We start from the raw sequence: 26,957 nt of genomic DNA on the forward strand, positions 1-26,957 counted from the left end.
CCCTATTCCTCATACAGTAAAAATGACTTGCGAATCTCCCTCCACTGCCTACTATCATGGCTCCAAGATTCCACAACGTCGTTCAGCCCCTGAGATTCATGAAGCTGCAAGCGTACCCGATTGTCTCCTGTCAGCAGATCAATAAACGGATGACCCGCTTTATTCCCTAACCATTCAAAGTTCTGTTCATGAAGCAACATAACATAATGCAAAAGGTGAAGCCCCGTTTCAACAGATTGATAGGTTGAGGGATTAGTAACGTACGTAAAAATACCTTGGCACCGTTCACCTTGATGCTTGGAGAACATAGGTGTGAACGTATAAGGATGAAAATGAACACCTGGCAATTTAAGTTCGTTCATCACCTTGCACAGCTTCTCACTCTGAAGCCATGGGGCGCCAATCAGCTCAAATGGCTTTGTTGTTCCTCGTCCTTCCGACAAATTTGTTCCCTCAAATAAACAATGTCCTCCGTACACACGGACTGTATCGATTGTCGGCATATTGGGTGATGGCATAAGCCATGGTAAGCCCGTATCCGAATATTCCATCTTACGATTCCAACCTAGAAGTGGAATGACCTTCAAATCACATGGAGTATCTCGTTGTCCGTTAAAAAGCCGTGCAAATTCACCAATCGTCATCCCGGTAAGTATAGGCATTCGCCAAGCTCCGACCATAGAGCGGTACTGTTCATTAAGCAATCCACCTTCAACCTTATTGCCGCCGAGTGGATTCGGTCGATCCAGCACAATGAGCGTAACCCCATGTTCGGCACATGCCTCTATGACATGGATAAGTGTCGTTACATACGTATAAAAACGTATGCCCAAGTCTTGAATATCTACGATTAGCACATCCAAATCCGCTAACATAGAAGCAGTAGGCTTACGATTGCTGCCATAAAGACTGTACACTGGAACCCCGTAAACCGGATCAAGCTCATCTTCGAATTGTATGCCCGCCTGTTTCTCGCTCCGTAGTCCATGCTCACAAGCAAAAAATGCAGTGAGCTTCCCTTCGCTTATCGCTGCGCAGCTATCCATCGTTGAACGATATTGAGCATTTATACCTGTAGGATTAGTAAGCAGGCCGAATCTCTTCCCAGCAAGCAAATCAGTGGCAATAGCAGATAGCTGATCCGCTCCTGTTCGCACTTTGTTAATGGAAGCTCCCCCCTCATAGCGCACAACACAGAATTGTGAAACCGTTTCCAATACGTACCATCATTATAAGGATAGTGATATAATATTTCAAGTAGTTTATTTAATTATGAAATTTTGTAACTATATCTTAATTAGAAGCATATACAATTGATCGTTACGGAAGTGCTAACTTCCCCATCACCGTTGCACGGACAGCTCCTGTCACATGAGGCAAGGAGTTGGGATTGCCGTTTATCCATTCATTTGCTAGTATAGCAAATGCAACCGCTTCTTTGGCATCTCCATCTAGACCTATTTCTTCATGAATCATTACTTTTTGTTTAGGCAGTTGCTCCTGCAGCATAGCCATTAACGTACAATTACGCGCACCACCGCCCGATACAATCACTTCCGCAATCGCATATTTCGGCAATATAAATTCTCGATAAGACTGGGCAATGGATCTCGCTGTAAATGCAGTAAAGGTAGCCACCATATCAGCAGGAGAACAGGATTCACGTTTCATATACTTGATCCATTCATCTGCATACTGCTTGCCAAACAGCTCTCTTCCCGTCGTCTTCATGGGCTCTTTGCGAAAATATGGATGGGCAAGCATTTCGGTGAGAATTGGTTCATGCACCTGACCTGAAGCAGCCATGTCTCCATCATGGTCATAGTAACACTCTCCCTGTGTAACATCGACAACCGCTTGATCGATTAACATATTTCCCGGTCCCGTATCAAAGGCAATGATGTCTTCAGTAAGCCCACCTGCTGGCAGTACCGTACAATTGCCGATACCGCCAATATTTTGCATAATGCGTCCTTTAAATGGATGGCGGCACATTAAATAATCGGCATACGGAGTCAAGGGAGCACCTTGACCTTGAAGCGCTATATCTGCGGTACGATAATCACCGATAACGATTTTGCCTGTCCGTTTAGCTAGGACAGATATATCCCCAATTTGCAGCGTGGACGGAACAGCAAATGGTAGCGATGGATCAACCTCAGGTGCATGCCAAATCGTCTGTCCATGTGAGGAAAGTAGATCGATTTCGTGCCATGGGATGCCAGCGCGTGCCGCAACAGACTGTGCACTTGCTGCAAATCGATGAGCAAGATAAACATTCATCGTGCAAACGTGTTGGACGTTGGACGTATCTGGTGAGCACAGCCGCTTCAACATTTCCCGCTCATCAACTGTATATGGCAGGCATTCATAGGCAAGCAATTCAACTTTTGTATCCATAGCGGAGCCATGTACGCGCACAAGCGCCGCATCCACTCCGTCTAGTGATGTGCCAGACATTAGACCAATAATAAGTTTCTCTGACTTGCCTGCGATTTTTTGTACATCCGATTGTGACATGATTGCTGTCCTCCTCATTCCCATTTATGGTGGAGCAGATAAACTGAAAATCTTTATGCCCGTATGCAATATCACCTATGCAATATGAAACATCCTTTTAATTTATTATTTCACATTAATTTTATTTATGTAAACTTTTATTTTACAATCTCATTCTTATTCGGTTATACTGTTGCTATATCATACAAAGTAGGTGACGTCATGGAGTATGTAATTGGCATAGATGGCGGTGGCACGAAGACAGCAGCTATCGTTCTGGATTCAGCTGGGAATCTTCTTGCCCAAATCGAAGGAGCCGCGACGAACCCACATGCAGTAACATTTACAGGAGCAATTGATAATCTCACAGCTCTCTTTCAGAGACTTCTTTTTGAAAGCGGTTTAGTCCCAGAACGATGCAAGGGTATTGGATTAGGCATTGCAGGAATAAGCACCTCTGAAGAACAGCAGCAGTTCCTGGATTCATTGCTGCATGACGAACGTATGAGCCTATGGGATTTGAAGAAAAGAGCGCTGCCTATTTTGATTCGAAATGATGCGGAAATTGCTTTGATAGCCGCTTTGGGACAGGAGTCAGGTACGATTGTCATCGCAGGAACTGGAGCAATTGTATTAGGTATCACTCCAAGTGGTGAACGCTATCGTGCAGGAGGATGGGGTCATATTCTCGGTGACAAAGGAAGCGGATATGAAATAGGTCTACAAACCCTCCAAGCCGTTATGCTCAGCCACGATGGTGCCCTCCCACCTACTATGCTAACGGAGCTTGTGCTAGAAAAACATCAATTGAATTCCCCCGAACAACTACGTACTTACATTTATGGCGCCTCCATCCGCAAGCAGCATATTGCCCAATATGCACAACTATGTATACACGCTGCTAATCATGGAGATGAAGCTGCTCAACATATTATTGTTCGTACTGCCACAGAACTGGGACAGCTGACGCTTGCCATGAGAAGAAAAGATAGATGGCTTACACAAGCACCCATCGCTGTTACTGGCTCCATATTTAAACATAGCACGCTTTTTGTAGACACGTTCAAACAATGCGTGAACCAATCTGAACAAGCATCAACGATTATAATCGCCGAGAAACAGCCTGCTTGGGGAGCAGCGCTGCTTGTGCAGCAGAATAAGAGGGGGTAACCCGTATGGACTCATTCATTAAGGAGCTTACGACAGAACAGCAAAATGAAAATACGAGAGATATAGACTTAAAATCTACGATTGAAATGTTAACACTAATTAATCAGGAAGATTCTAAAGTTCCCAGCATCATAGCCTCTATTATCCCTGTCATAGCTGAATCTGCAGATGCGATAGTGGCAAGCTTTCAAGCTGGAGGTCGATTATTTTATTTTGGTGCAGGCACTAGTGGGCGGCTTGGTATTCTCGATGCTTCAGAATGCCCGCCCACATACGGTACAGACCCTGAAATGATCCAAGGCATTATCGCAGGCGGAAATGAAGCCGTATATCGTGCAATTGAAGGCGCTGAGGATAGCAAGGATCTGGGCATTCGAGACGTAGACTCGCATCATATTCAGGCAAACGACGTTGTCATCGGCATTGCAGCAAGCGGACGTACTCCTTATGTGCTAGGAGCGATGGAACGAGCCAAACAACTAGGTGCAACCGTTATCGGTATTTCCAACAATGAGAACACACCGATGAAACCGCTTGCCAAATATATGATTGAAGCAGTCGTCGGCCCAGAAACCATTCTCGGCTCTACAAGAATGAAGTCTGGTACAGCGCAAAAGCTCATCCTTAACATGCTCACGACCACATCGATGATTCGAATGGGAAAAGTATATGACAATTTAATGGTCGATCTGAATCCATCCAACTATAAACTGATTAGTCGAGCAAAGCGATTAGTTCAAATGGCTACAGCAGCTGACAATGAAACCGTTGAACATGCTTACGAACAAGCGAATGGACATGTCAAATTGGCTATTGTTATGATCGTTCTAAATGTAAGCGCTGCTGATGCTACTCGTCTACTCGACCAAGCAAAAGGTTATGTTCGTGAAGCCGTCAAATTGTGGAGGGCTGATAATGACAAACATTCGCATCCTAAATGAGCAAGAGATGCAAGAAGCCATCCTACTTGCTAATCGTATGTTTCGAGATGCTGAACAAGTACCGATGCAGTCAGGCTTCCCCTACTTGTATTCCACAACCTATGGGCAATCATTCGGCACTTTCGAAGGGGATAGGCTGCTAGGTTTCAATGGGCTGCTGCCTGCCGTTCTTCGAGTCGGACCTGCTGCTATAAATGTGTTCTCACTTGGTTCTGTTTGCATAGATCCAGAGGTGCGGGGTCGAGGCTATGCCAGCAGCATGCTGGCTAACGTAAAAAATCATGTAAAAGACGCAGGTGCGTCCTTGCTGCTCGTGACGGGTACGCGCTCCTTGTATACCCGTGCTGCATGCCATCTATTTGGGGCCGTGACACGAGTGCACTTGGATCAATCTCATGCCCATTGTCTGTTAGCGAGTAAAGTGAGCCAGCCATTCCATTTACGAGCTATGGAACTCTATGAATGGCTAAAGCTGCATACGGTAGCACGAAGCCGTGAGGTACACTACGAGCAAAGCGTATGGGATTTAGCTGGATTAACCAAGGCAGAAGCATACGCTTCATGCGTAAAGCTGAAGCATGAAATAGTCGTTGCCGAACGTAACGGTAAAGTTGCTGCCTTTGCGGTTGTAGCCATACCTAAAGGTACGCTCCAATCACGCAGACCACCCTTCGCTGTAGAATGGGCGGGTGATGCTTCCGCTGTTGCCAGCCTGCTTGCTTTTGCCACGATAAGCAGCGATATTGCTGCACTTGAAGTGCCTGTAAATTGGCATGAACATGATTTACTTGAGGTGCTGCATCATGTACCTTCTACGCCCGAGCAGAATTTGGGCACCGTTTATATAGCTAATATCGAGCAATTCGTAGAAGAAATTCGCCCATACTGGATGCAGCATGATGCATCGGTCGGTGCACAACTCACTATACATTTAGCGGCAGATGATGAATATGTACTGTCCTTGCCGCAGCTGCCTACTCTACGGCTGCGCGGGCAAGAGCTTACATCCCTGCTGTTCACCCCAGCTGCACAGATCGAACTTGTAGAAGAATGGGCTGCTGCCCTTCATAAACTGCTGCCTATTCCTCTACCTTCAACAAGCGGGCTAAACTATGTTTAAACATGAAGAACGAGTATGTATGTAACAGCATAACGAAACGATGTTGTTCAATAACAAACAGGCGCTGCCCTTTCGTTCTATAATGAATTAGGACAGCGCCTGATTCGGATATCTTCTATGATTTATGATACGATTCTCGTCAATGTGATATCCATCCACTGTTCCCATTCCGAGCTTTCATTTAGAAGCTCCCATCTTCCAGATAACGTATTGAAATCATCGCTAAATATACCTGAGAAGCGTTCTGATGTTCCTGTAATGGTCCAGACAGCATCCTGAAGGTTGGCTTGATAATTCCCCCTGCTTCGTTGATTGTCAAAAGAGTGTGTGAAGTACATCTGACTTGCCTCATCAAAACCGATGATCTCAATGGCTTTGACCTCAGCCACACCAATGTGACCATCTACATGATGAATGAGAAAAAAGCCTCCCGGCAACCATTCATAAGTATCCGTTGCCCTCAACCTTATTGTCGACCCGGACGTTCGATCCTTTACGATTCCTTCCGTGCGCCATTTCCCTACAAATACATTCAAATTCGTAAGAAAAGAATTCGGATTGCTAATCTTCTCTAAATCGTTGCCATGATCATGTTCTGTCACTTATCATCACTCCTTTGACACAGCGAATGCTGTCATTATGAAATTGTTGATATCACTTGCGTTCGTGTAGCCCACCCAGTGGAAATACTTGTACCAAGGCCCCTGCTTCCATTCCAACTTGGCTAGCAGGTGACAAGAATAAGCAGTTCGCATCCCGAATGGAAACAGTGGCACTCGAAATATCTGCTCTCGTCGGACGAACCTCAGCTTGACCTTCATCGGTTATCGTGAGCACAGCACGCACGTATCGATCAAATGTATCGCGCACCCGATAAGGCTCTGTCAATACAGCAGTTATAGGCTTAGGCAGCGGTTCCTCTATGCCCTGCATTCGCAGCAAAGTAGGGCGAACAAATAGTTCGCCTCCTACATAACATGCAGCCGGGTTGCCGGATAACGCAAATAAAGGCTTACCATGCCGGAAACCGACCGTTGTTGGGCTTCCTGGACGCATTTTCACCTTATTGAACAACAGCTCTCCATCCCAATTGGTCGTATATTCATAGAGCAAATCATAGTCCCCAACAGACACCCCGCCTGTCGTGATTACGACATCATACTGCTCCATCGCCTCATCCAATCGCTCACGAAGCGTATCGATATCGTCCGGAATATGTGGGAGCAAGTGTGGAATTGCTCCTACCGATTCGATTTGGGCGAGCAGTATATAGCTATTGGAGTTGTAGATCTTACCCGGTGATAGCTCCTCATCTAAGGAAAGCAGCTCTTCTCCCGTTGATAAAATCGCTACCTGCGGCCGACAAAACACTTGTACATGAGCGTAGCCGAACATCGCTAGCAGTCCCATTTCACCAGCACCTATGCGCTGACCGTGTTGGACGAGTACTTCACCAACTTGCATCTCTGTGCCAATGCCGTGAATCGCTTCGCCTGACTTCACTGCTTGATGCACAGCTATGACTTGCTTGGACTGAGCATGTTGTGCAGCTTCTGTCATCGGTAAACTTGAGCAGGATACTTTATCGTATTCATCATTTGATGTAGAAAGCATTTCGTACTTTTCAGCATTGGAGTCATCATAAACACCACTGCCGACTGTTGTTGTCCACTCCAAACGAACAACGGCATCCGCACCATCTGGCACTTGGGCACCCGTCATAATTCGTATCGCTTGACCTTGGCGCAGTTCACCCTTCCATACCGAACCGCACGGAACTTCTCCAATTACTTGTAAAGTAACCGGATTTGACGTGTCTGCCTGAAACGTGTCCTTTGCAGCTACTGCATATCCATCCATAATCGAACGTCTAAAATGCGGCACAGGACGATTAGCCACAGCTTCTTCAGCTAAATGACGCCCGTATGCTTGTGCTAGCGGGACACGTTCGATGAATCCACGCTGAACCCGCTCCAACACAAGTGCCTGAGCAGTTTGCACAGGCATAATCTCTCGATTGAACTTTATATCATGCTTCCTTGTATGGATTGCAGCAGTCGCAGCAGTATTAGAAGGATTAAAATTTGCTGCTGCTTCATCTATTACTAGCTTGGATGATTTCTTATCCTGTGTCATCCGTTTACTAACCTCCGATCTGAGACATCGTACGCGTAGTTGGCTGATGTGATAACGATTGACCCGACAGCTCATAAGCCATTTCATGATTAAGCGGCTTAGCCTCCAAGGATCGGATTAACACTTCAGCAAGCTTCGCATCATCTCCGATATGATGACGCAAATGGAACTCGTCCGACCAATATAAGCATGGTTTCACATAACCATCCGCCGTAATACGCAGTCGATTGCATGTATCGCAGAAATGATCGCTTACAGGATGAATTAAACCAAATTGTCCTTTTGCGTCAGGCAAACGATAATACGCTGCTGGCCCTCCATGACGAGGCTTATCAACAGGAATGGCTTGGTCATGCCATTTACTCCCTTTCAAGCGTTCCTCAAGCGAAATGAAGTCCCGCTTCCAGCCCTGCTGCCTTCCACCAATCGGCATATATTCAATGAAACGTATCGTTATTGGATGGTCAATCGTGTATTGGATAAAGTCATCCCATTCATCTTCATTGAAGCCCCGCATGAGGACCACATTTAATTTTAAAGGAGCTAGTCCCACTTCCGTACATCGCTCAACCGCCTCTAACACACGCTGTAGATTTCCGCCTCTTGTCATTTGTTTAAATCGTTCAGGCTTTAAGGAATCCATACTTATATTCACACGCTTCAAGCCAGCCCTCTTCAAATCAGCCGCCATGTTCGCGAGCAGCAGACCATTGGTTGTGAGCGCCAAGTCCTCTATCCCCTCAACTTGTGCCAGCTCCTGTACGAGATTGACCACATTCGGGCGCAGCAATGGCTCCCCGCCAGTCAACCTTATTTTTCGAATACCAAGTTTGGCAGCGACGCGAACAATTTGAACAATCTCATCATCTGTCATTAACTGCTCGTTCGGCAGAAACGTCATCCCTTCTTCAGGCATGCAATAAGTACATCGAAGGTTGCAGCGATCAGTAATGGAAATACGTATATAGTTATGTATGCGATTGTAGTTGTCCGTAAGCGTAGATGGTATTGCCGTCATGCTAACCCACTCCCCTTCGAAGACGATTACAAAAAAGACAGGATAACAACCAGCGCTTTACAAGCGGTGTTCTCCTGTCTGTTGTTTATTTATATTACCTTTTTATATGACAACTGACGAGTATGAATGGGATGCAACATGAAAAACACTTACTTCCTTGCCTATCCTCAATATGACACTACGATCATGATAAGCTGGCACTTGAATCAGCCGTTCCATTTAGCAGTGCAGCAACAGCCTGTTCGCCTGCCTTCCTACCGCTCGTAATGCAATCAGGCATTCCGACACCGTCATAAGCGCCGCCTGCCACAGCAATACCTGGCAGCGACTGGCTTAACTGCTGTCTAAATGCTGCAATACGCTGCACATGGCCTACATCATATTGCGGCATAGAACGATGCAAGCGCGTCACTTCCATGAACTTAGGCTCAATATCAATGTTCATCAGCTCTTTTAGCTCGTTTCGAACCGTCCGTTTTAGCGCATCATCTGGCCAATCCACACGCTCTTCATCATTCGCTCGTCCAATATAACAGCGAATCAACATCGTATCCTCAGGGCTTGTATGTGTCCATTTTATCGACGTCCATGTACATGCCGTTATCGCTCGCCCTTCATTCCGGGCAATAACAAAGCCCGTCCCGTCCAACGTGTTCGGCAGCTTGCTTCGGTCAAACGCACTGACGACATTTGCAACAGATACATTGCGAATTTGCTCCAGTGTCGTAACATCCATATGCTTCTTAAGCAGTGGCGCAGCATCATAAGATGGCGTTGTGACGACAATTTGCTTCGTCCGAATGTCTGATCCGTCAGATAGCTTCAACGTGTACGTCCCGTCCTCATGCTTATGAAGCTCGCTCGCCCCAGCACTACAACGCAACTGGACATGCGGCAGCAGCACTTCCTGTAAACGTTCCACGATCGTGCTCAATCCGTTCTTGAACGTTAAGAAGGTCGTCTTCTTCACCACATCAGGAAGTCCTGGCACGGAATTGCCCGCCTTGCGGTTCGCCATCATGCCTTTGATTAAACTGCCATGCTTGCGTTCTAGTTGAGCAAACTGCGGGAATGTAGCCTGAATGCTCAGCTTGCGCAAATCACCAGCATAGATACCTGCTAGCAATGGCTCAGCAATATTCTCCGTTACTTCGGGACCTAATCGCCGATCAAGAAAATGACCCAACGATTCGTCTTCCGTAGATTGGCGTGGCTTGCGCACAAGATCCGTCAGAGCACGGACTTTTCCACCCATTGAAATCAGACCGCTCTTCACAAAAGGCTTAATTTCAGTAGGTATACCTAGTACGAGTCCTGCTGGCATCTGATGCAGCTTGCCATTGGCTAAAATGTACGTTTTACGTGCGTTAGGATTGGTTGAGACCAATTCCGACTCCAAGCCAAGCGACTTGGCTAGATCGTACATCGGCAGCTTGCGTGCCAAAAAAGAATCCGGCCCCTTTTCGATCACACAGCCTTGGGTACGAAGTGTATCGATCTTTCCGCCTAACTCTGGTCGTCTCTCTACAATGGTTATGGATAAATGTTGACCGCTTGCCTTAGCCGCTTCCATCGCGTAGTAAGCAGCTGACAGGCCTGTTAGTCCGCCGCCTATGATGACGATGTCTTGACATTCGCTCATCGTGCGTCCCTTCTTTCGTCGAGTCCATTGATTTGGTTAGCAAATAAGCAAGTAAATAGACTATCGTTGCGACGCTTCTACTACTTTATCTGCCAGCGTCTGAATGTAGCGAATATCTTGATTCAAAGAGCGAGTACGCTTGAATCCTATACCCAATTCATTTGATTTCTGCTTCGCTTCGATATCCAAGTCGTACAGCACTTCCAAATGATCAGATACGAAACCGATCGGTGCAGAAATGACCGCTGGACGACCTTCGCCAGCTGATTGTTCAAGCGTATCCAAAATGTCTGGGCCTAGCCACGGCATGCCCGTTTGACCAGCACTTTGCCAAGTGAACTGCCATTGCTCATCGGTCAACTCAGAAGCTTTAGCAATCGCTCTAGACGTCTCCAGCAGCTGCTCAGGATAAGGATCATTCATCTCCAAAATTTTCTCTGGCAAGCTGTGTGCACTAAACAGTACTTGTACTTGCTCGCGCTTCTGACCTTCCTGCTCATAAGCGTCGAGCTGCTCATTCACACGCTCCACAAGCGCCTCAATAAGTTGCAGGTGCAAATGGTAGCTCTTTACACCTGCGAAAGTGATACCATGCTTGTCCGCTTCTTCCTGGGCTCTCTTCAAGTAGCTGCCTACACTCATAATGGAATAATGAGGAGCCAATACGATGCCAACTGCCTCGCTAATTCCATCGCGTGCCATCGCTTCTATGCCATCTTCAATAAATGGCGCAGCATGCTTCAATCCTTGGTAGCATATATACGTGATGCCTGTTCCTGCTGTACGAGCATCTAACTCTGCTTGCAAGGCATTAACTTGTTCATTTGTATGTTGACGAAGCGGAAATACACCGCCGACGATCGCCTCATAGCGGGAACGAAGTTCTTCCAGCTGTTCCGGCGATGGCGGGCTTCCTCTTCGAATATGTGTGTAATACGCTTCAACTTGGTCAAGACTTTCCGGTGTGCCATAAGACATGACAAGGACACCAATACGACGCTCACTCATGTTTATCCCTCCTAATTCCTCCTAAGATTTCGCTGACAACACCTGACTGGAATATTCATGTATATACTCTGTCAATTGTCTTAGCTTGTCTAATGAAGCTTCAGGGAATAATCCGTGTCCCAAGTTAAAGATATAACCTGGCTGCTTCATACCCAGATCCATAATATGCTTCGCTTCTTCTTGAATTTTGGACATTGGTCCTGTTAATAGATATGGGTCCAAATTGCCCTGTACAGCAAAACGGTCGCCAAGCCTTCTTCTGCCTTCTTCAATCGACACACGCCAATCAAGGCCAACTACATCGACTTGTAAATTGTGCAGCAACGGAAGCAGTTCACCAGAGCTAACGCCAGGGAAGTAAATTTTTGGTACATCCAAATCAGACAAAGATGCAAAAATGCGTTCAATCGTTGGCAGCACATACGTCTGGAAGTCACGCGGAGACAAAGAACCTACCCAACTGTCGAACAATTGGAACGCCTTGCTTCCGTTGTTAACTTGCGAACGCAAATAGGTCGCTACCATATCCCCAAGCTTGTCCATTAATGCAAACCACATATCAGGACGCTCATACATCATCGTTTTTGTATGTATATAAGACTTGGAAGGTCTACCTTCTATCAAATAACTCGCAATTGTAAACGGCGCACCAGCAAATGTAATTAAAGGTACGTTCAATTCACGCTCTAGAATACGGATCGTTTCCAAAACATGGCCAAGATCCCCCTCAGGATCGACAGGCTTTAATCTTTCAATTTGCTGCATTGAACGAATCGGATCGGCAATAACAGGTCCCACATTTGCTACAATATCGAAGTCAACCCCGATCGAAGCTACAGGATTCATAATATCCGAGTATAAAATAGCAGCATCAACACCTAGCTTGCGAACAGGCATTAATGTAACCTCAGCAGTAAGCTCAGGCTGTTGACATATTTCGAGAAGACTGTATTTCTCCTTAATTTTACGGTATTCAGGGTCATAACGACCTGCTTGTCTCATGTACCATACTGGTAATCGGTCCACCGGCTGTTTGCGGCATGCACGTAAAAATCGGTCATTATAATTGGAATTAGTCATATTCCTCAACCCCCGTCTAACATGAGTAAATTTTTCTGTATACGTTTTACATTTTTCCAATTGTTTCATATTAAATCTAACGCGATAGTAATATCCCAATAGTGATATTGTAACGTTTCCATTATGCCCCTTTTTGCCCTCACTCACAACTATACTGCGCTTGAAAGCTATGACAATCTATTGACAAAGTGCGCCAAGCCATGACATTTCCTGTTATTTGTCCTCAAATAAACTGCAAAAATATGGACTTCACGCACATAGTTCCCAATCCTTTAGCACATGCTAACTCCTACAAATGGAAATAGAGAGGAGGAGGCTGAGCATGTCAGTGGTTCAAAGTGACTGGGTTAAACTGACTCGAAACGAGTTCGTTAATGTAAATGATTTGACAGTCGAAGCTATTTTAGGCGGTCAAATGACAATCATGTATATCCACCATCTATTGAATAAAAATGAATATCATCAAGTGATTACTGCATTTACACAAGATAGTGATTCTAATATAGCACTGAATCGGCTCATGTCCGTATGGAATCCCCTGCAAGGTCATAACGAACAAGATATGCTCGCGAAAATTTCAGAGCATATCGTTAATGGTGATATTGTCGGCGTTTACAACAATCAAGTGGGAATGATTAATTCCGGTGCTGCCAGCTTCCGGTCCATTCAAAGCTCTGCCAAGGAGAATGTAATTACAGGCCCTCATGATGCTTTTGTGGAAAGTGCTGAAATTAACGCCTCTCTCATTCGCCGTCGAATTCGCACACCCAAATTAAAAGGAATTAAATATAACATCGGCAAAGATTTTCCCTTTTACGCCTATCTCTTTTATGTCGAAGGAGTGGCTGAAGAAGACGTTATTAGCGAAGCTTGCACGCGAATGCAAAACTTGCATATGAGAGAAGTATTGGACGGTAACGAAGTAGCTAAACAGATGGATGATACGCCATTTGCCGTGTTTCCACAATGGATTGGAACGGAGAGACCTGATAGTGTTACCCAATATTTATTAAACGGAAAAGTAGCTATCATAACAGACAATAGTCCGACGGTTGTTGTAGCACCTGTCAATTTTTTAGATTTTTTCGCCGTGATTGGTGATAACTACGAGCGCTGGCATTTCAGTAGATTTATCCGCTTCCTTCGTTTATTTGCATTCACGTTAACCTTAATGACGAGTGCTTTCTATGTTGCGGTTACTACGTATCATTATCAATTCATCCCACCAACTCTGTTGGAAACGATGATTACTTCCCGTTTGCGCGTACCATTCGAACCAATGATGGAGGCCTTACTTATGGAGGGTGTTATCGAAATTTTACGAGAAGCGGGTGCGCGGCTGCCCACAAAAATCGCTCAAACGATAGGTATCGTAGGTGGTTTGGTTATTGGACAAGCAATCGTTCAAGCTGGCTTGACTGGTAACGTTCTTATTGTGGCCGTTGCCAGCAGTGCATTAGCTTCTTTTATTATACCTAACTATACGCTGGAAACGTCCATGCGTGCACTGCGCTTCATTAATATTGTTCTCGCAGGACTGATGGGGTATTTCGGTATCGTTATATTTATCTCCTTGATTATAACGAGATTATGCCATTTGCGTTCCTTGAACAAAGAGTATATTGACCTATCCTATTTTGCTGATTTTTTCTTCTGGAGCAAAGAAAAGCGTCCTAGGTCTGTTGTGCAAAAAAGTTATTTTCGTCGAGGAGGTCGATCGTAATGAACCCACCTATCAAAGGCTACGCGTTTGCTATTTTGTTGTTCATGATCGTAAGAGGGATTATTTTCTTTCAACTGCCTTCTCTTGTCACTAAAGAATTTGGAACAAACAGTTGGGTGATGCTTTATGTATATACAGCAGTTGTTATTGGCCACATGTATTTGATCTATAAAGGGAGCAAGAAGCATAAAAATGCTTCTATTTGGACGATTATTCATACTCATTTCCCCAAGCCGATTGCTACCATATTAATCGTTATACCCAGCCTTTTATTTTGGGTGGTCTCTTTCAATTTAGCGAATGCTTATGCTCGCGTTCTTCAGTTCACAAGCGATCCGAGCGTAAACATACGCTCCATTTCGATCATTATATTGGTAGTTGTCTTATTTACAGCAGCACATGGCCTGTATACAATCACAAAAACATCGGTGCTTTACTACTTGTTTTCGTTTTGGATTGTATTTTTTGAGCTGCTGCAATTTAAAGACATTGAGTTTGTACGGTACACACCCTTTTTTCTCAAAAATGGGCATTTGACCTTTAATGGTATACTCGACATACTCGGCGCCTTTCTTGCTTATGAGACGATCATGTTTATGGCGCCTTATTTAGAAAAAAATACAAAATGGATAACCTATGCCGCTCTTTCCGCTTTAGTTATAGGGACCTACTACAGCATGTACTGCTTCCTAGCGCAAGGACTACTGCCCGTTGAACAAATTGAAGATGTACGATTTGTCGTCCTGAGATTGTATGGGGCCACTCAGATCAATGCGCTCGAATATATTACAGACTTGCTGTTCATCACATTCATCTTCTCAGCCATCCTTTCCGCTTCCGTCTATACTTGGAGTGGACTGGAAGGATTGAAAACGCTGCAAACAAAAGACCGTCATAAAGAAAATTTGCTCATCGCAGGCATAATCATGATTGCTTTGTGCTATGTTCCATTCAACTTTGATGAGTCTAAATTGCTCTTTAGTATAAGCAATACCATACTTGTATGCTTCATCGTTATATTTACGCTGCTGTATTTTATTTTGCCCTACAAAGAGAATAAGGCCAGTTCGGATACAGCGAATTGTGACAGTACCTCTAATCAATCAGGGGCAGCCCCTGCACCAGCTTCATCTTCTTCATCGTCATCAGAAGGAGTCACTCAACTATGAATCAAAATCGACTATACTTTCGATTTCTGCTGACGTTTGTTGTTGTCATAATATGCACTTCTCTGCTGCTTACTAGCTGTCAAACGAAGCGCATTATTAATATGAATGGTTTTATTCAAACGGTTACTATTGATAAGTCAGATAAACCAAATGAATATTTTTTTGGCATCACTTTCGCTGAACTGAAGCCAGACGGAAACACTAAGGCTGTCTATATGGCTTACAGAGCCAGCAACTTTGAAGAGGCTTATGATCATTTTCTCATGCAAACACGCTTCACGTTAGTCGTTGGGCAAGTACGCAACATCATTGTCGGCAAAGCATTAGCAGAGGAAGGACTCGTGATCCCAGCGATCAACAATCTGCTACTGCAGCCTAAGTTCCCTATTACGACCAGACTGATGGTCTATGAAGGAGAAGCAAGAGACTTTTTAAAATTAGGAGAAGATGTCACTGATTTCAACTTGTATCGACTGTTAATTAAACTTCAAGGATTTTACAAAGTTTCCATTTCTACAATATTTAATTTTGTACGCGATTATATTGAGAACGGTGCTGATCCCTACAGCTTTATCGTCAAAATTAAAAGCAAAAGCGCCTCTTTGTCTGGCTCTGCTGTATTTAACAAACAAGGAAAATGGGTAGGTACACTGAGTGAGCAAGAAACGATCTGCATGCTTATGATGCGTAGTCCTAAGTTTAATACGTTTATACATCTCGATAAGGAGGAGGGAAACGCACCGATCCCGATCACGATGCAAAATGCAGTGTCAAAACGTACGATTACGGTGCTTGAAACGAAACCAGTTCCAAAAATAATAATCACGTTGCATGTGAAGGGAACACTTGATACGACACTCAGTGAACTTACTTCTGACCAGCAAGTACAAGAATCACATGTCGAGCAGGCCATGGAGAAACAGATAACAAAAACGATTCGCAAGCTGCAAGATTTTCAATCAGATCCCGTTGGATTTGGCATGTTTGTGCGCAATAAGATGGCTTTCGAGGAATGGGACGACGCAAAGTGGCCTGAAATGTTTAAGCAGGCTGAAATTCAATGCAAAGTGAAGTTTAATTTAGAAAATAAGATATAACGATGGATTTTTCCAAACTTACTTACGAAAAGAGTGTTCCTGCATTTTGTTGAGAATGTGGTATACTAGTTCCAGTTGCTGGTATCGGACGGATGGTGGCCTTAGAAAGTGGTGAATCACACATGCAGCAATGGAAACTGAATCTAATCATTTTATGGTTCGGAAACTTTCTAGTTATGGCCGGAATGACGATGGTCGTTCCCTTTTTACCCTTGTATTTACAGACTGACATTGGCTTGACAGATCCTAACAGCATAGCGCTGTGGGCAGGCATTATCTTCGCAGGTAACTTTGTGACATCCTTTATTGCACAACCGATTTGGGGGAAATTTGCTGATAAGTATGGACGCAAAGTGATGCTGCTGCGCTCGGGATTCGGTATGGCGCTCGTTACCGTGCTTATGGGTTTCGCAGCCACACCATTGCATCTACTGCTCCTTCGTATGCTGAATGGAACCATCTCTGGCTTTAATCCAGCCGCAGTTGCGCTTGTCTCTACGACGACGCCAAAAGAAAGAATGGGATTTGCGATGGGCACACTCCAATCAGGCGGCGTCGCAGGGACGATTCTAGGACCGCTCATGGGAGGATTGTTGGCTGACACGATCGGCTATCGCCCTATCTTTTACATTACAGGTGCCCTATTGTTCTTCGCTTCGATGATGGCGATGTTCTTTATTAAAGAGTCGTTTGACAAACAAAAAGCGATGGATAAGCCTCAAATCTCTGTCATGGAGGGCTTTAGGAAGCTTAGCAAGATCCCACAGCTAATGTCATTGTTTGCGGTAACTTTTTTACTGCAATTCGCGATGCTTAGCCCAATGACGCTGCTTCCGCTGTACGTGCAGAAGCTGCATGGAACAACAGAGAACTTAGCCTTCATGGCTGGCTTCGTAGGTGCCGTTACCGGCTTATCCAACATGATCTGCTCTCCTCTGCTAGGTAAACTGAGTGATCGAATTGGAGCTAACAAAGTGTTGACCTTTTCACTTATCGGCGCGGCCTGTACCCTTATTCCACAAGCATTTGTAACGAATGTTTGGCAGCTGGTAGCGATTCGATTCTTGTTCGGCTGCTTTATGGGTGGATTGTTGCCATCTGTAAATGCACTCATTAACCGCTTCACACCAGAAGGCATGGAAAGTCGAGCGTACAGCTTCAACACGAGTACGTTGGCGTTAGGCAATGCGGTAGGACCGGTAATCGGCGGTCTGTTGGCAGGTACGTTTGGTATCGAAGGTATTTTCATCATGTCAGGAATACTGCTGCTCGTAAATATGGGATGGGTTCGTTTCTCCCTGTATGGCAAGGCACGTTCTTCACTCCGTCCGTAATACCAATCAAGAACGTGAAGGCCACAAGTTGGACGTTAGTCATTTGTAAGAACTTTTGTAAGAAATAATGTCGCAAAAAAAGGATTGACCGCCGCACATTGGTTCAGGGTCAATCCTTTTTTTCATTTTATACAGGCAACAGCCCTAATGCGTTAAGAAATACAAGTAGAACGACGATTGGAATGACGTAACGAATAAGCAGCATATAAACCGCCAACCCTTTACGCCACCATGCTGGCTCGCTCTCCAACTCCGCTAGCAGCTTGTCCTTGGGGAATCGATAACCTACAAATACAGCGATTAAAAGAACACCGATCGGCATCAGCACATTCGATACCGTAAAGTCTGCTAGATCGAAGATCGACTTACCAAACCATTGTATATCCGCCCAAGGCCCAAATGATAAGGCAGACGGGATACCAACCACAAATATAATAGCGCCGAACAACCAACTCAGGCGTTTGCGCGAGCGAGCAGGCTGCTCAGGCTTCGAATAAGCTGCAACAAGAATCTCCAGCATCGAGAATGCAGAAGTAAAGGTCGCAAACAAAAATAATGCCAAAAACAGAGCTATAAATAGACTGCCACCGTACATTTGTTCAAATACAGCTGGAAGTGTAATAAACAATAATCCTGGCCCTTCACTTGGCGTCATGCCCAAAGCGAATAACGCTGGGAAGATCGCCAATCCTGCCATAAAGGAAGTTAACACATTCAATCCTACTACCGAGACCGCCGAACGTGTCAGCGACTCTTTCTTGCTCAAGTAGGAGCTGTAGGTCACCATAACCGATACACCTACACTAAGGCAAAAAAAGGATTGCCCGAGCGCGTTCAGAATCGTTTTCGCATCAATCTGTGCAAAGTTCGGTGTTAGAAAGTAACGAATCCCTTCTTCCATGCCCGGAAGGGTCAACGAACGAAGGATCAATACGACAAATAAAATAAACAAGCCCGGCATCAGGATACGACTGGAACGTTCAATTCCCTTTTTCACTCCTTGCCCTACGACAACAATCGTAATGAGCATAAAGCTGAGTTGTGCAAGCAAGACCATTTTCCAATCAGCTACCGTCGTCTGAAACATCGCTTCATAAGGTACAACGTTATGCAGCAAGCCACCGCTTATACTTTTAATAAAGTAAATAACGATCCATCCACCGATAACGCTGTAGTAAGAGAGAAGCAAGAAACAAGTTCCCATACCGAGGTAACCGATCCAATGCCACTTCGTGCGCGGAGCCAGCTTCTTATAAGCAGTTAGTGCCTCTCTGCCCGTACTACGGCCGATAAAGAATTCCCCCATAAGCAGCGGAAATCCAATTAACAGCGTAAATACGATAAACATGAGGAAGAAGGCGCCCCCACCGCTTGTAGCTACCGTATTCGGAAACTTCCAAATAGCGCCCAATCCAATCGCCGATCCTGCTGTTGCTAAAATAAATCCAAGTTTAGACGTCCATTGTTCTTTTTCTACCATTACCAGACAGCCCCCTAGTTCCCAAATCAAAGATGTGGACTGGCCTCATCCGTTATCTCGCTCGTGCTTTATGTGCTTACAAAATACCATTCACAAAAACGATTAGAACGATAATAGGCAGTACGTAGCGAAGCATAAATAAATATGCATGCATGCCCATACGCCATCCTGGCGCAATATAGGCCCATTCCTGCTCAAGACGCTGCTTAGGAAAACGGTAGCCTACGAATAAGGAAATTAAAAATACTCCCATTGGCAGCATCACATTTGAAACAGCAAAATCCGCCCAATCAAATATAGGCTTGTCCCCCCAAATAAACAAGGGATGCCCGCTAAATGACAGCGCGGAAGGAACGCCTAATAAAAAGATACCAAGCCCGATCCACCAGCTGCCCTTGACTCGCTTATTCGAATCGCCCTTCGAATAGGCAGCAACGACAATCTCTAATAAAGAGAATGCTGACGTCAACGTTGCGAATAAGAATAGTACCAAGAATATAGCAATAAAAAATTCTCCATAAAGGAGCTGTTCAAACATCGCTGGCAATGTCATAAATAACAAGCCCGGACCTTCTACTGGCTTCATTCCAAGTGCAAATAGCGCTGGGAAAATAGCTAGACCTGCCATTAATGATGTCATTACATTCAAGCTAACAACCGATAGGGCAGGCTTGCCGAGCGGTTCATTCTTACCTAAATACGAGCTGTACGTAACCATGCATGATGCTCCTACACTTAGACAAAAGAAAGACTGACCCAGCGCATAGAGAATCGCTTCCGAACTAAGACGGCTGAAGTCAGGCTTAAGGAAATATTCCAAGCCAGCAGCCATTCCCGGCAGCGTCAGTGAACGGATAATCAAGATGACGAATAAAATAAACAAGCCTGGCATCATAATACGGCTTGCCTTTTCAATCCCGCCCTTCACTCCTTTGACGACAACCATCGTCGTAATTAACATGAACAAGCCTTGTGACAAGACCGCAATCCATGGATTCGATACGGTGTCTGTAAAGAGCTGTCCATAATCAGCACCGGCCGATAACAGTTGACCCGTGAAGCCTCGTATCGTATACAAGACGATCCATCCGCCTACAACGCTATAGAACGACAACAAGATACTACATAGGATCATGCCAAGATATCCAACATAGTGCCACTTCGAATTCGGAGCCAACTCTTTATAAGCAGATACGGCCTCTTTACCAGTGCTTCTTCCGATGACGAACTCCGCTAACAGTAACGGCAGCCCGATCCCAAAAGTAAATAACATAAAAACAAGAAAAAATGCGCCACCACCGCTAGTGGCCACCACGTTCGGGAATTTCCATATTGCCCCTAGGCCAATGGCAGAGCCGGCTGTCGCCAGAATAAACCCGAGCTTGGAAGTCCATTGTTCATTCGACTTCATCGTACATTGCCTCCATTTACATATTGCATCATTATAGCACAAGCTTGGCTGGATATTAGAGTGAAAATAATACAAAAAGTTGCTTCTGGATATAACACTTCCCAGAAACAACTTTTCGCTCATTCCTATTGATTGTAAAGTCTATTTTACGATTGCAACTGCTAGCCCATCATAAGCAGGCAACATCGCACTTACGAGCCGCTCATCATGCGCCATTGCATCAATAAATTTACGCATTGCCTGTACAGAAGGCCCCTGTTTCTCTGGATTCATCGTACGACCTTGAAGCAGCAAGTTATCAACGGCAATAACTGCTCCAGGACGTGCAAGACGAATCGCATACTCTAAGTAGTTGGCATAGTTTTCTTTATCCGCATCTATAAAGAAGTAGTCAAACCTCGCTTCTTCTTCCTCTAGCTGCTTAAGGGAGTCAAGTGCCTCGCCGATTCGGTATTCTACTTGCTCTCCATACCCTGCTGCTGTTAAGTTGCCATGCGCAAGCTCAGCGTATTCAGGGCGCAATTCTAAGGAAGTAAGCTTACCACCAGACGTTAATCCGCGCAAAATACAAAGACCGCTATATCCTCCAAGCGCACCTATTTCCAAGGCGCGTTCTGCTTTGGAGCTTAGAGCCAACAACGTCAGCAAGCGCCCATATCCTTCAGCCACTGATATCGCAGGCATGTCAGCTTCCGTTATCGATTGTTTAATACTTGTTAATTGCTTATCTTCCTCGTAATGGCTGTCAAGATAAGTCTCTACTGTTTGCAAATGTTCATTCGTCATCCTTTTTCACAACCTCCTTTAATTATGATATGATGGAACCCGTATGAACACAAGTTAGACAAGCAGATCGGAGTGAAATAACAGATGGAGCGACCTTGGTCGTTAATCGCAACCTGCCCTATGGGACTTGAAGCGATTGTTGCGAGAGAACTGAAAGATTTAGGTTATGATGATGTAAAAGTAGAAAATGGTAAAATCCATTTCACAGGCGGACCTCTAGACGTATGCCGTACCAACCTATGGCTTCGTACAGCTGATCGCGTCCTCATTAATATGGGACAATTCCCTGCTCGTACGTTCGAAGAGCTATTCCAAGGAACCAAATCCATTCCTTGGCACAAGTGGATTCCCGCTGACGGTGAATTCCCAGTAGAAGGCCGTTCCCACAAATCACAGCTGTCTAGTGTCCCTGCCTGCCAAGGTATCGTGAAAAAAGCTGTCGTGGAACAAATGAAGGAAAACTACCATATCGATTGGTTCAAAGAAACAGGCGCGTACTTCCGTATTGAAGTATCCCTGCTAAATGATATTGCGACCATTACGCTTGATACAACTGGACCGAGCTTACATAAGCGCGGCTATCGCAAGCTGATTGGTAAAGCTCCATTAAAAGAAACAATGGCCGCAGCACTCATTTTGCTAAGCCGTTGGAATCCATCTCGTCCGCTCGTAGATCCTTGCTGTGGTACAGGCACGCTTCTTATTGAAGCAGCTATGATTGGATGGAATGTTGCTCCAGGCCTGCGCCGTTCCTTCCCTTCCGAGCATTGGCCGCTTATTTCCAAAGACGACTGGGAAGATGCACGTGACGAAGCATTCGATGCCGTTAATGATGATATTGAGCTGCAATTGTATGGCTCTGATATTGATCCAGAAGCTATCGAATTGGCACGCGCAGCAGCTAAGAGTGCTGGTTTTGGCAAAGAAATCGAATTCAAAGTCGGTGCGCTTAATAAAGTGAAGCCTGAAGGTGAGTACGGAATCATCTTAACCAACCCGCCATACGGTGAACGTCTAAGTGAACAAGCTGAAGTAGAAAAATTGATTCGTCAGCTAGGCTTCATTATGAAATCGCTGCCTACCTGGTCGATGTTCAGCATTAGCCCAAGCAAGCAGTTCGAACATTATATTGGACGTCCAGCAGACAAGCGCAGAAAGCTGTTCAACGGTAATATAGAATGTCAATTTTATCAATATTTCGGTCCGTTGCCTCCTCGTCAAGACAAAAACACAACGACGAACTAATCAATAGAGACAGAGACATGACTAGAAACGGATGTGAGTTGCTCATATGTCGAGTAGTAACTTTCGATTCTCCACACTAAAAACGTCACGCTGGATGACGGTAAGCGGTATTGCGTTCATCCTTTTTCTTGGCGTTATGCTGTGGAAATGCATCATATTAAATGACACTTTAGCTATTCCGAATATGGCTACAGATCGCAGTGATATTTATGTGACGTTAGGCGCTTTATTCCTATTGGGAGGCTGGACATGGTGGCTGCCAAGGCATTGGCGGCCTATCACCTTCATCGTGCTGAACGTACTTCTTACGTTATTGCTATTTTCAGATTTAGTGTATTACCGTTACTTCCAAGACTTTATTTCCGTACCTGTTCTCATGCAGGCTGGACAAGTAAGCGCACTTGGTGGAAGCATTGCATCCCTAATCTACTGGGGAGATATCGTCTACTTCATCGACTGGTTTATTCTTATTCCGTTCCACATCATACAATTCCGCCTGATGAAGCAAGAACGGAAGGAAAAGCAGCAATATTCCATTCGAAACAAAAAAAATATTATGTGGATGCGATTCAGCATCGGTACGCTAACGTTGGTAATCGGTTCAATCATGCTGTATATGCCTATCCATAAAGCAACAAGCACTTGGGCAAAAGGCTTGCTCGCCTCTAACTGGTGGAATCCTGCTGTTTACAATATAACAGGACTCTATGGATTCCATGGCTATGATATTTATCGATACGCAAAAGAGAATTGGTTCGCAGATAAGTCGATTACAGAAGAAGAAAAGCAGCTGGCTAAGGAATGGTTCGATAACCATGCCCCTATGTTAAAAGGACCTAGCTCTACTTTCGGTAAATACAAAGGAAGCAACGTCATCGTCATCCAAGCAGAGGCTTTCGAGAACTTCGTTATTAATCAGACGATTAATGGTCAAGAAATTACACCGAATCTTAATGCACTAGTTAAAAATAGCATGTATATGAATCGTTTCTTCCATCAAACAGGACAAGGCAGAACTTCAGACGCTGATCTTGCGGTTCAAACGAGCTTGCATCCGCTTCCAACGGGTTCTGTATTTATTCGCTATCCGGATCATACCTATGATGCATTACCGGGTGTACTGAAGGAAAATGGCTATGCAACAGGAGCCTTCCATGCTTATGAGGGCAGCTTCTGGAACCGCTATGTGATGTACGAAAAGTTCGGTTACGACTACTTTATGAGTAAGAAAGATTACCAAATGGATGAGCCTTTAGGATGGTCACTTGGAGACAACTCCTTCTTCCGTCAATCTGTTGAGCGTATAGCTGCAGAGCAAAAGCAGCCATTCTACGCATTTATGATTGGACTCACGAGCCATCATCCATATACAATGCCAGATACATATACTGCATTGAATGTAGCTCCATTTGATAAGACCATTTTCGGAGAGTACTTGCGTTCCATTCATTACGTAGATGCAGCAGTTGGAACTTTGATCGAGGATTTGAAGCAGAGAGGGCTTTGGGACAATACGATTTTTATGTTTTACGGTGATCATGACAACTCTATCCTTGAGCGCGAGCCGTTAGCACAGCTTCTTGGACACGAGATAAGTGATCTTGATATGCTAGAGATGAAAAATCAAGTTCCTCTCATTGTACACTTGCCAGATGGAGCCGAATCAGGCGTGTACAATCAAGTAACTGGGCAAATGGATATTGCACCAACTGTGCTGCATTGGCTCGGGATTGACCCAACTTCTAAGTTTTATATGGGCAGCAATTTGCAAGCGGAAGGAGAACGCTTAATCGTGCTTCGAACAGGAGCAGCCACAAATGGCGATCTATTCTTCGTTCCAGCAGCAGATGGCGTGTTCCAAAACGGAAAATGCTACGATTACAAGACAAGAGAACTAATCGATGTTGAGCCATGCAGGCCGCTTCATGATGAAGCGAAATTGCGACTCAAACTGTCTGATCTCGTCATTACACGAAACGTAATTCCACAACTCCGTCCTGCTTCATAGCAGAAAAATGGTGTAAGGGTGTCCCCTGGTCTAACGATTGGGACACCCTTTATTTGTTGCACAAAGTTAAGAACGATGGTTATCCCATTGTTCACTGCTCAGCAGCTTATCCAATCGAGCGTGTTCTTCTCCAAGCATTTCTTCAGCCAACTCCACCGCTTGCGGGTTCAAGCTCGCATGCGATTGCGTCACAGATTGGTCTGCGTGTGCCAACGACTGTTGTGCCTGCAAGACAGACTGTTCCGTTGGATGCGTTAATGCTTGAGATACAGCATGGTGAGCCTTCTCAACGGAATTCTGAGCTTGTGAGATCGGATTCTGCGCTTGCAAACTGGAATCGTACCTTTTCACCAATGGTATAACCTCCTCCGTTCAAGTCATGAATACACGGAATAGATGAAGTAAATATGACTCGATCTTTCGTCGTTCGTACTACCATCTTCATCTTGTGCAGAACGGGATATTTATATCCATAAGGCATGATTGGCATTCTGCTAAGCGAATTGTGAAGAGTGACACGATTAACGATGAAGTTAACGATGGTGTGTATTGCTTTTTTCTTCTCTGACCTTTATTTTTAACAGCATAACCGTGTCATTCGATTGAATCATTTCTTGAACAGCTTCAGGATCGTTCCAATCATATCCTGTTCTTAAACTGCCTTTGTTCATACGAAAGGAACCAATAAGAGCTGTTTCTCCCGGCTTTAAAGAGAGGCCATCTTCACCCAATGTATATTCCCATCCTGTCCGTCCTGCTTCAGACTTGTCACCAATAAATTGGTCGATGGCCACCATACCAACGCTACTGCTTTCCGAATAGAGCTTTATCATATCCTTGTTATTGGCTCCATAAATCCACACCAGACCGACTTTTCCATCATAGGTTTCATGTGGATATCGACCATAGGAAAGTGCTAGTAAAGGCTGTTCTAGCTTCTTCCCCTTCTTATATCCTTCCACCCAAATATCAACCCAACTGCGGTCTGCACGGTGAAGCTTCAAGCTGTAAGTCCCAACTTTCCCAATCCACAGTGCCTTGAATGTAGCTGCATGATCATGAGACTTATCTACATCAATAACAGCAATCTCATCCTTATCAGCAGTATGCTCATTAAACAGACCGCATCCGCTTAACATTCCACTCAGCAGTATAATCATGGCGAGTAAGACCGATAATTTAATTCGTATGAAGCCTTCAACCATTTTCAAATTAAGCTCATCTCCTCTTCCCAGATTAAACATGTTCTACGGTTCAGATTAATTCATTGTTATTTACAGACGTAAGTCATGTTTATGCTCGATTTATATTGTAACACTTTTCCATTTTGCAAATCACCATATCTTATCCTCACCTCAAAACCAAACAAACAAAAAACGAGTAAGCAAGGGCTGAACCCTATGCTCACTCGTTTGTCCGATTGCTATTATGTTCCGTTCCTTTTGCTAGCCACTTTATTTCACGTACTGCTTTGCTTTTTCGATAGCCTCTTCTTCCGTAGCACCCGTTATATAACGACCGTTAATATAAATGAACACGCGCTTCTGACAAGGGCCGCAGTAGGACTTGCATCCTACTTTTACTTCTGTATTTGGATCAAGCTTTTCTACTTTAGGCAAAAAAGTTTTCATTTTAATATGACGGCATTTATCACAGATACGAATATCATTATTAGACATAGTAGTCACTCCGATTGTTCCCTATATTGTTCAATAAGACAGACAACCTATATTGTACGAGAACATCTTCAATGACGCAACCACTCTTATCATTGCAAATGCTTAGGATGATCATATTGCTCCGCTTTTTTGGTGAACCAAGGAATAACAATCATCGTAAATGCAATATCATCGATCGGAATGAATGGCATGAAATCAGGAAGCAGCCAATACAAAACGACAGCACCGACAAAAATTGCCTTTAGTCTAAATGGAACTTTACGTGAAGTCAGCATCTTGGGAGCCGCTCGGAACAAACTCCATAGACGCCCATATGAGCGCGTACGACTTGCCATCGTATACACCTCCTTATTAATAACCCTAGTGTATACCGAAGCATTCGTCACATGCAACTGGAATGGTGAGTAAGTT

Annotated in this window: 24 protein-coding genes; 9 read left to right on the top strand and 15 right to left on the bottom strand. The window is 44.6% G+C overall.

What is annotated here, in order from left to right:
- Positions 1-2: 2 nt before the first annotated feature.
- Together H580_RS0119905 and H580_RS0119910 are read right to left on the bottom strand one after the other, a co-directional pair.
- Complete coding sequence (locus H580_RS0119905; RefSeq protein WP_245583605.1) at positions 3-1,217, bottom strand: exo-beta-N-acetylmuramidase NamZ family protein; 1,215 nt, start codon at positions 1,215-1,217, stop codon at positions 3-5.
- Between the two features lie 103 nt (positions 1,218-1,320).
- Positions 1,321-2,520, bottom strand: a complete 1,200-nt coding sequence (locus H580_RS0119910; RefSeq protein WP_036605530.1) for an anhydro-N-acetylmuramic acid kinase — start codon at positions 2,518-2,520, stop codon at positions 1,321-1,323.
- A 201-nt stretch (positions 2,521-2,721) separates the two neighbouring features.
- Between H580_RS0119910 and H580_RS0119915 the strand changes: the two genes are divergently transcribed.
- The 3 genes from H580_RS0119915 to H580_RS0119925 are packed head-to-tail and all read left to right on the top strand — an operon-like array spanning position 2,722 to position 5,730.
- Complete coding sequence (locus H580_RS0119915) at positions 2,722-3,669, top strand: N-acetylglucosamine kinase (protein ID WP_028596342.1); 948 nt, start codon at positions 2,722-2,724, stop codon at positions 3,667-3,669.
- Positions 3,670-3,674: 5 nt separating this feature from the next.
- The gene (murQ, locus tag H580_RS0119920) at positions 3,675-4,610 is read left to right on the top strand and encodes an N-acetylmuramic acid 6-phosphate etherase (protein ID WP_028596343.1); all 936 of its coding nucleotides are present in this window, start codon (positions 3,675-3,677) and stop codon (positions 4,608-4,610) included.
- Positions 4,585-5,730 (top strand): GNAT family N-acetyltransferase, encoded by a 1,146-nt coding sequence (locus H580_RS0119925; protein ID WP_036605531.1) that lies wholly within the window; start codon positions 4,585-4,587, stop codon positions 5,728-5,730. Before murQ ends, H580_RS0119925 begins: the two co-directional genes overlap by 26 nt.
- A 122-nt stretch (positions 5,731-5,852) precedes the next feature.
- Here the strand turns inward: H580_RS0119925 and H580_RS0119930 are convergent, their stop codons facing one another.
- The 6 genes from H580_RS0119930 to hemE all read right to left on the bottom strand — a co-directional run bounded on the left by H580_RS0119930 (position 5,853) and on the right by hemE (position 12,614).
- Entirely contained in the window at positions 5,853-6,332 is a 480-nt protein-coding gene (locus H580_RS0119930; protein ID WP_028596345.1) for a DUF1579 family protein, read from the bottom strand.
- 52 nt (positions 6,333-6,384) lie between these two features.
- Positions 6,385-7,866: a molybdopterin molybdotransferase MoeA gene (locus tag H580_RS0119935; RefSeq protein ID WP_051217595.1), complete on the bottom strand. Its 1,482-nt coding sequence runs from the start codon at positions 7,864-7,866 to the stop codon at positions 6,385-6,387.
- A gap of 7 nt (positions 7,867-7,873) precedes the next feature.
- Positions 7,874-8,875, bottom strand: a complete 1,002-nt coding sequence (moaA, locus tag H580_RS0119940; protein ID WP_157283041.1) for a GTP 3',8-cyclase MoaA — start codon at positions 8,873-8,875, stop codon at positions 7,874-7,876.
- Between the two features lie 193 nt (positions 8,876-9,068).
- On the bottom strand, positions 9,069-10,526 hold the full coding sequence (gene hemG / locus H580_RS0119945) for a protoporphyrinogen oxidase (RefSeq protein WP_028596348.1): 1,458 nt from the start codon (positions 10,524-10,526) through the stop codon (positions 9,069-9,071).
- A gap of 60 nt (positions 10,527-10,586) precedes the next feature.
- Positions 10,587-11,534 (bottom strand): ferrochelatase, encoded by a 948-nt coding sequence (gene hemH / locus H580_RS0119950; protein WP_028596349.1) that lies wholly within the window; start codon positions 11,532-11,534, stop codon positions 10,587-10,589.
- 21 nt (positions 11,535-11,555) lie between these two features.
- Positions 11,556-12,614 (bottom strand): uroporphyrinogen decarboxylase, encoded by a 1,059-nt coding sequence (gene hemE / locus H580_RS0119955; protein ID WP_036605532.1) that lies wholly within the window; start codon positions 12,612-12,614, stop codon positions 11,556-11,558.
- Between the two features lie 322 nt (positions 12,615-12,936).
- Between hemE and H580_RS24930 the strand changes: the two genes are divergently transcribed.
- The 4 genes from H580_RS24930 to H580_RS0119975 all read left to right on the top strand — a co-directional run bounded on the left by H580_RS24930 (position 12,937) and on the right by H580_RS0119975 (position 17,937).
- Positions 12,937-14,337, top strand: a complete 1,401-nt coding sequence (locus H580_RS24930; protein ID WP_051217596.1) for a spore germination protein — start codon at positions 12,937-12,939, stop codon at positions 14,335-14,337.
- Positions 14,337-15,506, top strand: a complete 1,170-nt coding sequence (locus H580_RS0119965; RefSeq protein WP_028596351.1) for a GerAB/ArcD/ProY family transporter — start codon at positions 14,337-14,339, stop codon at positions 15,504-15,506. Before H580_RS24930 ends, H580_RS0119965 begins: the two co-directional genes overlap by 1 nt.
- Positions 15,503-16,603: a Ger(x)C family spore germination protein gene (locus H580_RS0119970; protein WP_028596352.1), complete on the top strand. Its 1,101-nt coding sequence runs from the start codon at positions 15,503-15,505 to the stop codon at positions 16,601-16,603. The genes H580_RS0119965 and H580_RS0119970 overlap by 4 nt, the downstream gene beginning before the upstream one ends.
- Before the next feature lie 122 nt (positions 16,604-16,725).
- Positions 16,726-17,937 (top strand): MFS transporter, encoded by a 1,212-nt coding sequence (locus H580_RS0119975; RefSeq protein ID WP_036605533.1) that lies wholly within the window; start codon positions 16,726-16,728, stop codon positions 17,935-17,937.
- 127 nt (positions 17,938-18,064) lie between these two features.
- On the opposite strand, the gene H580_RS0119980 is transcribed toward H580_RS0119975, so the two are convergent.
- The 3 genes from H580_RS0119980 to H580_RS0119990 form a co-directional block, all read right to left on the bottom strand.
- Positions 18,065-19,417, bottom strand: coding sequence for a sodium-dependent transporter (locus tag H580_RS0119980; protein WP_028596354.1), 1,353 nt, complete (start codon positions 19,415-19,417; stop codon positions 18,065-18,067).
- A 76-nt stretch (positions 19,418-19,493) separates the two neighbouring features.
- Positions 19,494-20,828 (bottom strand): sodium-dependent transporter, encoded by a 1,335-nt coding sequence (locus H580_RS0119985; protein WP_028596355.1) that lies wholly within the window; start codon positions 20,826-20,828, stop codon positions 19,494-19,496.
- A gap of 141 nt (positions 20,829-20,969) precedes the next feature.
- Positions 20,970-21,614 (bottom strand): O-methyltransferase, encoded by a 645-nt coding sequence (locus H580_RS0119990; protein ID WP_028596356.1) that lies wholly within the window; start codon positions 21,612-21,614, stop codon positions 20,970-20,972.
- An 84-nt stretch (positions 21,615-21,698) separates the two neighbouring features.
- Here H580_RS0119990 and H580_RS0119995 point away from each other — a divergent pair, with 84 nt between their 5' ends.
- Positions 21,699-22,859: a THUMP domain-containing class I SAM-dependent RNA methyltransferase gene (locus H580_RS0119995; RefSeq protein WP_028596357.1), complete on the top strand. Its 1,161-nt coding sequence runs from the start codon at positions 21,699-21,701 to the stop codon at positions 22,857-22,859.
- A gap of 46 nt (positions 22,860-22,905) precedes the next feature.
- Entirely contained in the window at positions 22,906-24,867 is a 1,962-nt protein-coding gene (locus H580_RS0120000) for an LTA synthase family protein (RefSeq protein ID WP_028596358.1), read from the top strand.
- 66 nt (positions 24,868-24,933) lie between these two features.
- On the opposite strand, the gene H580_RS0120005 is transcribed toward H580_RS0120000, so the two are convergent.
- The 4 genes from H580_RS0120005 to H580_RS0120020 form a co-directional block, all read right to left on the bottom strand.
- Complete coding sequence (locus H580_RS0120005) at positions 24,934-25,218, bottom strand: hypothetical protein (protein WP_028596359.1); 285 nt, start codon at positions 25,216-25,218, stop codon at positions 24,934-24,936.
- Between the two features lie 182 nt (positions 25,219-25,400).
- A complete protein-coding gene (locus H580_RS0120010) occupies positions 25,401-26,078 on the bottom strand; it encodes a hypothetical protein (protein ID WP_028596360.1) in 678 nt (225 codons plus the stop codon).
- Between the two features lie 243 nt (positions 26,079-26,321).
- Positions 26,322-26,546: a YuzB family protein gene (locus H580_RS0120015; protein WP_036605534.1), complete on the bottom strand. Its 225-nt coding sequence runs from the start codon at positions 26,544-26,546 to the stop codon at positions 26,322-26,324.
- 89 nt (positions 26,547-26,635) lie between these two features.
- Complete coding sequence (locus tag H580_RS0120020) at positions 26,636-26,881, bottom strand: YkvA family protein (RefSeq protein ID WP_028596362.1); 246 nt, start codon at positions 26,879-26,881, stop codon at positions 26,636-26,638.
- Positions 26,882-26,957 lie beyond the last annotated feature (76 nt).

The sequence above is a fragment of the Paenibacillus assamensis DSM 18201 genome (assembly GCF_000422445.1).
Classification (GTDB): domain Bacteria; phylum Bacillota; class Bacilli; order Paenibacillales; family Paenibacillaceae; genus Paenibacillus_B; species Paenibacillus_B assamensis.